The sequence below is a fragment of the Planctomycetota bacterium genome (assembly GCA_026387035.1).
GTDB lineage: Bacteria > Planctomycetota > Phycisphaerae > FEN-1346 > FEN-1346 > JAPLMM01.
This window is the reverse complement of the sequence record JAPLMM010000122.1, coordinates 1-6,148: the sequence shown is the minus strand read 5'-3', so window position 1 is coordinate 6,148 and position 6,148 is coordinate 1. Positions and strand designations below refer to the sequence as shown.

The window sequence follows — 6,148 nt, the reverse complement described above, 5'->3', positions numbered from 1 at the left end:
CTCGACCCGGACACGGGAAAACCGCTCGGGCCGACCGTCCGCGCGACGAAAACCGTGACGATGGCAGCGATCAAGATCGGTTTCCGCAAACCCGGCGCCGAGGAATACACGGGCGAGGTCGTCCTCGCGGACATCGGCGTGCCGTTCACGCGATTCCAGGGAGACGCGGGCAAGAAGGGATAGGCCGTGGCGGAAAGCAAACGACTTCTGGTCCTGACGCGCGAGCGGGCTGGCGCCCCGTTTCGGCAGCGCATCGAGCCGTATCTCGCGCCGCTGGCGGAGCGCAGCATCGCGAGTGAGGTGGTCGAACTGGCGCGGTCGCCGTTGGAGCGCCGTCGGCAGATGCGCCGGGCGCGCGAGTTCGACGGCGTGCTGCTTCACCGCAAGACGCTGACGGCGTGGGACGGCGGCATCCTTCGCCGGGCGGCGCGCCGCCTGATCTACGACTTCGACGACGCCGTGATGGTCCAGGCGCGTTCGCCCGCCCGGCCGCACCCGGGCCGCCTGCGCCGCTTCGCGCGGACCGTGAAGGCGGCGAACCTCGTCCTCGCGGGAAACCCGACTCTGGCGGACCACGCGCGGTCGGCCTGGGCGGCCCGCATCGAGGTCGTGCCGACGGGGCTGGACGCCGGGCGCTTTCGGCCGAAGAGCGATTACGAGACGGCCTATCCGCTGCGGCTCGTGTGGATCGGGAGCCGGAGCACCCTGAAGCAGTTGGAGCCTTTCCGGCCGGTGTTCGAGGCCCTCGGGCGCGCGATGCCCGAGGTCACGCTGCGCGTCATCGCCGACGCCGAACTCGACGTGCCCGGCCTCACCGTCGAAAACGTGCCGTGGACCTTCGACGCCGAGGCGCGCCTGCTGGCCGAGTCGGACATCGGCCTGGCGCCGCTGCCGGACACGGCCTATACGCGCGGCAAGTGCGGGTTCAAGGTGGTGCAGTACATGGCGGCGGGGCTGCCGGTCGTCGCGAGCCCCGTGGGCGTCAACGCCGACTACGTCGAGGACGGGCGGACGGGCTTCTGGGCCGAGACAGTCGAGGAGTGGGTGGAAGCGGTCCGGAGCCTGGCGGGCGACGCGGCCCTTCGCGGCGAAATGGGCCGCGCGGCACGCCGACGCGCCGAAACCGAATTCGATTTTGCCGTCCTCGCGCCGCTCGTCCGCGACCTCGTGGAGGAGGCGCTGCGGTAGACAGCAGCACTGGCGGGCAAGCCGCCAGTGCCACCCGGCGCAGAAAAGGCGCGGGCTCAGCCGGCCAGGAACTTCTCCAGGCGGTCGAGGCCTTTCGTGATTTGTTCCATGCTGGTGGCGAAGGAGAGGCGGACGCAGCGGTCGTCGCCGAAGGCGGCCCCCGGCACGAGGGCGACGTGCGCCTTCTCGAGCGCCTGGGTGGCGAAGGCGACGCTCTTCGGCTCCTTGGCGCCCGGGCCGAGGACACGGTCGTAGGCGGCGCTAAAGTCCGGGAAGGCGTAGAACGCGCCCTGGGGTCGGACGCAGGTGACGCCCGGCATCTTGGCGAGGCGGTCCACCATGTAGCGGCGTCGACGGTCGAACTCGTCGCGCATTTTTCGCAGGGGTTCCTCGGGTCCGGAGACGGCGGCGAGGGCGGCGTACTGGCTGATGGAGGTGGGGTTCGAGGTGGACTGGTCCTGGAGGTTGCCCATGGCGTTGATGAGGTCGGGGGGTCCGGCGGCCCATCCGATGCGCCAGCCGGTCATCGCCCAGGATTTCGACGCCCCGCCGAACGTGATGGTCTGTGCGGCGATCCGATCGCCGAGCGTGGCGAACGAGCAGGTGTCCACGCCGTCGTACACGAGTTCGTTGTAGATTTCGTCGCTGAAGACCCAGAGGTCGCGTCCGGCGACGGTCTCGGCGATGGCCTTCAACTCCTCGCGTGTGTACACGGCGCCCGTCGGGTTGGAGGGCGAGTTGAGGATGACGGCGCGCGTCCGGTCGGTGACGGCTTCGGCGAGTTGCTCGGCCGAGATCTTAAATTCCTGGTCCGAACCTGCGTGGAGAATGACGGGCTCGGCGCCGGCGAGGCGGATCATTTCGGGATACGAAACCCAGTAGGGGGCGGGGAGGATGGCCTCGTCGCCGGGCTCGAGGGTCGCCAGGCAGGCTTCGTAGAGGGCGTGTTTACCGCCGCAGGTGATGATGACCTGGGAGGACTCGTACTTCAGGCCGCACTTTCGCGCGAGGTAGTCGGCGACGGCGGCCTTCAATTCCGCCAGGCCCGACGACGGCACGACGTAACCGTGGTGGCCGTCGCGGATAGCGCGGATGCCCGCCTCGCAGATGTGCTCGGGCGTCCGGAAGTCGGGCTCGCCCGCGCCGAAACTGACGACGTCCACGCCCTGGGCCTTGAGGGCCTTGGCCTTGGCGCTGACGGCCAGGGTCATGGATGGGAGAATGGTTTGGACTCGCCGACTGATTTGCATGGGCACGGCCTCCACGGATTCCCCGGGACCGGGGAGCATGGTAACGGGGCGCGAGCGCGATTTCCAGCCGTCACCGGGGCTGAGTGAAACGAGGCGAGGCCGACATGGGTCGGCCCCGCCGCTGGCGTCGGTCGTTGCGGCCTCAATCCCTTCCGGTAAGCCCCATGAGGCCCAGGAAGCGGTTCAGGGAGAGGATGGGGATGCCGAAGTCCTTTGCGCGGTCCATCGCCGCGGTGTAAGCGACGAAGGCGACCCGCGCCTCCTCATACAGTTGCCGCTCCATCGGGCCGGCATCCGGGGCGGGAGCGGCGACCACGGCCGGCTGCTCGCCGGCGATGAGGTAATCGGTCTGGACCGACAGTTCGGTTTCCACGCGCCCGCCGAGTTCCTGGATGAGCGCCTTGAGGCTTCCGGAATCGTCGGCGCCGTCGCCATCGACGTCTATCTTGCCGACCAGCATGAACCGCAGGCGTCGGCCTCGGTCGTACACGGGGTTGTGAAGCACGTCGCCGGCGACGATCGGGTCATTGCCCTGAACCGTCACGCGCAACTCGCTGGCGTCGTCCATGATGCGGACGACGCGGACGGAGGCCTTGGGCTTCGGCTCCTCCTTGCCGAGTTCCGCCGGGCTGAAAACGGAGAACGGCATGCCGAGCAGGACGCCGTCCTTCTTCCCGATGTCGGCATAGGCGACGGACCCGAGTTCGGCGACCTTGACGACATGGCCGTCGGCCGCCATTTCCGTCGGAATCTTCCCGAGAGTTTCGAGTTTGCCCTTCAGGTCGCTGATGGCGTTGTCGCGGGTGAGGATTTCGCGCCCGAATTTCTCCTTCTCAATCTTCCACTGCCGGCGCTCTTCCATCAACTGGTCGCGGACGCGCTTGGTCTCATCGTTGAACTGCACGCTCTGCTGGACGGCCCTATCGCGTGCCGTCACTTGGCGTTTCCGCTCGTCCGCCAGGTTCTGCTGAAGTTGAGCCACCTGGACGGCGTGTTGCTCCTTGGCCGCACCCAGTTCGGCCTGGAGGCCCTTGATCTGGCCCTTCAGGTCTTCCATGGACTGGTTATTCTGGCGAACCTCGATGACGAGGGCCCCGATCCGCTGCAGCGCCGACCGGACGGCCACCTGCATGCTCGTCATCCGGACCTCTCCCGGCGCGCCGGGATCGCCGACGGCCGAATAACTTTTTTTGAGCGTCTCGCTGCACTGCACGAGGATGTCGTTGGTGGAGTTCAGAACGTCGCTCACACTCTGGCGCAATTGCTGGCCCTGCTGCGTGCTGAACGGGTCGCCCAGGAGGCGCTCCGTCAGCCGCTGAATCTCAAACCGATACTCGTTGGCCAGTTTTTCCTTGGCCTCGATCACGTCCACCAGCGTGGCGCCCTCGCCCTGGTACTTGTCGAGCACGTCGCGCCAGACGTCCCGGCCCGACTCCTTGGCGCGCTCGAGGCGCTCCTGGCCGAATGTGTTCACACTGTGCTGGTCCATCAGGCTCCACGCCCACGCCAGGCCGACGCCCAGGCCGACGGAAATCACCACGAAAGCGATCAGCAGATACAACTGGTAGGGGCTCGCACGCCGGGCACGAATCATTCGCCTCGCCATCAGAGGACCTCCGATTTTATCCGTTACAGGCCGACCTCGCCTCCGCGCCGTTTGGGCAGGAACGAATGGCACGGGTCAGCCGCGGCCGCACGCTCCGTCTGTCAATCGCCGCGTAACCCTAGGTCTGGCGGGCATTCTTGTCAACCAAAAAAGTCCCCGCTCGGGGCGGCGGACCCGGCGGATTGCGCTTCTCCTTCATGTTATACGCCCCCAGCCCGCCCGAGCGCAAGGTCCCCCAAGCCGCTTGACAACGCCCCCCCCGACGCCTACGATGCGCGCCGTCTGGAAGAAGCCGTTTCTCCCCGGAACCCGAGTCACAGGTCCCGAGCGCATGCCCCGACGGCTCTACGTCATCGACAGCCACGGCCAGTTGTACGCGAGTTTCTACGCGCTGCCGAACCTGACCAGCCCCAAAGGCGAACCGACCGGCGCCACGTTCGGTTTCGTGGGGACGATCCTGAAGATCCTCCGCGACGAAAAGCCCGACTACCTGGTGGCCTGCTTCGACCTGCCGGGCCCGACCCATCGCCACGAGGCTTTCGCGGCATACAAGGCCCAGCGCCAGCCCATGCCGGACGACCTGGTGGTCCAGGTTCGCCGCGCCCACGAGATTCTGGCGGCGATGGGCATCCCGGCGGTCGAATCACCCGGCTACGAGGCGGACGATTGCATCGCCGCCATGGTCGAACGCGGACGCCGCGCCGGACTCGACGTCGTCATCTGCAGCCGCGACAAGGACCTCGAACAGTTGGTCGCCCCCGGCGTCACGATGCTCGATACCAAGACGTTCGAGCATCTCGACCCGGAGGGCATTCGGGAGAAGCGCGGCGTCACGCCGGAGCAGACGGTCGACGTGCTCGCCCTCATGGGCGACGCCACCGACAATATCCCCGGCGTCCCCGGCATCGGACCGAAGACCGCCACGAAACTCATCGCCGAGTACGGGTCGCTCGACAACCTCCTCGCCCACGCCGACGAAGTGAAAGGCAAGGTCGGCGAAAACCTGCGCGCCCACCGCGACGCCGCTCTCCAGAGCCGCGGGCTCGTCCGACTCCACGCCGACGCCCCCATCGACCTCGACCCCAAGTCCTGCGCGACGCCCGAATCCTTCGACCGCGCGGCGGTGGTGGCGCTCTTCCGCGATCTCGGCTTCAACGCATTTTTAGAGGAACTGAACCTTTCGGGCGAAGCGGCCGGGCCCGCCATCCGGACCCGCCTTGTGGATTCGCCCGAGGCGCTGGAGAAACTCGCCAAGGCCCTCGCGCGCGAGAAGGCCTTCGCCTTCGACACCGAAACGACGAGCGTTTCCCCGCGCGAGGCGGAACTGGCGGGGCTCAGTTTCGCCTGGACCACCGGCGAGGGTTACTACGTCCCCCTGAAAGGCCTCGAGGCCGACCGTTGCCTCCCCTTGAAGAAGGTGATGGCCGCCCTCCGGCCGGTCCTCGAATCGCCGAAGCGCCTCCTGGTCGGCCAGAACGTCAAGTACGACCTGCTGGTCTGCCGCCGCGCGGGCCTCGACCTCGCCGAGCCGTTCTTCGACACCATGGTGGCCGCCTACCTCGTGAACCCCGGCCGGCGCGAGTACAACCTCGACGCCCTCGCCCTGGACTACTTCGGCCACAAGAAGATTCCCCTCGCGGACCTGCTGGGCGCGAAGAAGAACGAGCGCACGATGGCCGAGGTCCCCATCCAGCAGGCCGCCGAGTACTCCGTCGAGGATGCCGTCGTCACCTGGCGCCTCAAGCAGCGCCTCGAGGCGGAACTCCAAGACGCGGGCCTGGCGGACCTGGCGCGCGAGGTCGAAATGCCCCTCGTTCCGGTGCTGGCGGCGATGGAGGAGACCGGCGTCGCCATTGATACCGAGGTCCTGACGGAGATCGCGAAGGACCTCGAGACGCGCCTCGCACGGCTCGAGAAGCAGATTTACGAGGAAGCGGGTCACGAATTTCTCATCAACTCGCCTCAGCAACTCGGTCGGGTCCTCTTCGACGAACTCGGCCTGAAGCCCGTCAAGAAGACCGCGAAGAAGACGCGGCCTTCGACCGACGCCGGGGTCCTCGAGGAACTCGCCCGCCGCCATCCCCTGCCCCGGCTGGTCCTGGAG

5 protein-coding genes are annotated in these 6,148 nt (G+C 67.6%); 3 read left to right on the top strand and 2 right to left on the bottom strand.

Annotated features, from left to right (window positions below):
- Together NTX40_04160 and NTX40_04155 are read left to right on the top strand one after the other, a co-directional pair.
- Positions 1-183: hypothetical protein (locus NTX40_04160; GenBank protein MCX5648278.1), on the top strand; the 183-nt coding region annotated here is incomplete at its 5' end.
- Positions 184-186: 3 nt separating this feature from the next.
- The gene (locus NTX40_04155) at positions 187-1,188 is read left to right on the top strand and encodes a glycosyltransferase family 4 protein (GenBank protein MCX5648277.1); all 1,002 of its coding nucleotides are present in this window, start codon (positions 187-189) and stop codon (positions 1,186-1,188) included.
- Between the two features lie 56 nt (positions 1,189-1,244).
- Here NTX40_04155 and NTX40_04150 read toward each other — a convergent pair whose 3' ends face one another.
- Both NTX40_04150 and NTX40_04145 read right to left on the bottom strand, forming a co-directional pair.
- A complete protein-coding gene (locus NTX40_04150; GenBank protein MCX5648276.1) occupies positions 1,245-2,438 on the bottom strand; it encodes a pyridoxal phosphate-dependent aminotransferase in 1,194 nt (397 codons plus the stop codon).
- A 142-nt stretch (positions 2,439-2,580) separates the two neighbouring features.
- Entirely contained in the window at positions 2,581-4,044 is a 1,464-nt protein-coding gene (locus NTX40_04145) for a hypothetical protein (GenBank protein ID MCX5648275.1), read from the bottom strand.
- A gap of 331 nt (positions 4,045-4,375) precedes the next feature.
- On the opposite strand from NTX40_04145, the gene NTX40_04140 reads away from it, so the two are divergent.
- Positions 4,376-6,148, top strand: a 1,773-nt coding sequence (locus NTX40_04140) for a DNA polymerase (protein ID MCX5648274.1), incomplete at its 3' end; no start/stop codon positions are given.

Bases quoted from the DNA above. Each gene is read 5' to 3' on its own strand.
- NTX40_04150 (MCX5648276.1), bottom strand. From the start codon at position 2,438: ATGCAAATCAGTCGGCGAGTCCAAACCATTCTCCCATCCATGACCCTG.
- NTX40_04145 (MCX5648275.1), bottom strand. From the start codon at position 4,044: ATGGCGAGGCGAATGATTCGTGCCCGGCGTGCGAGCCCCTACCAGTTG.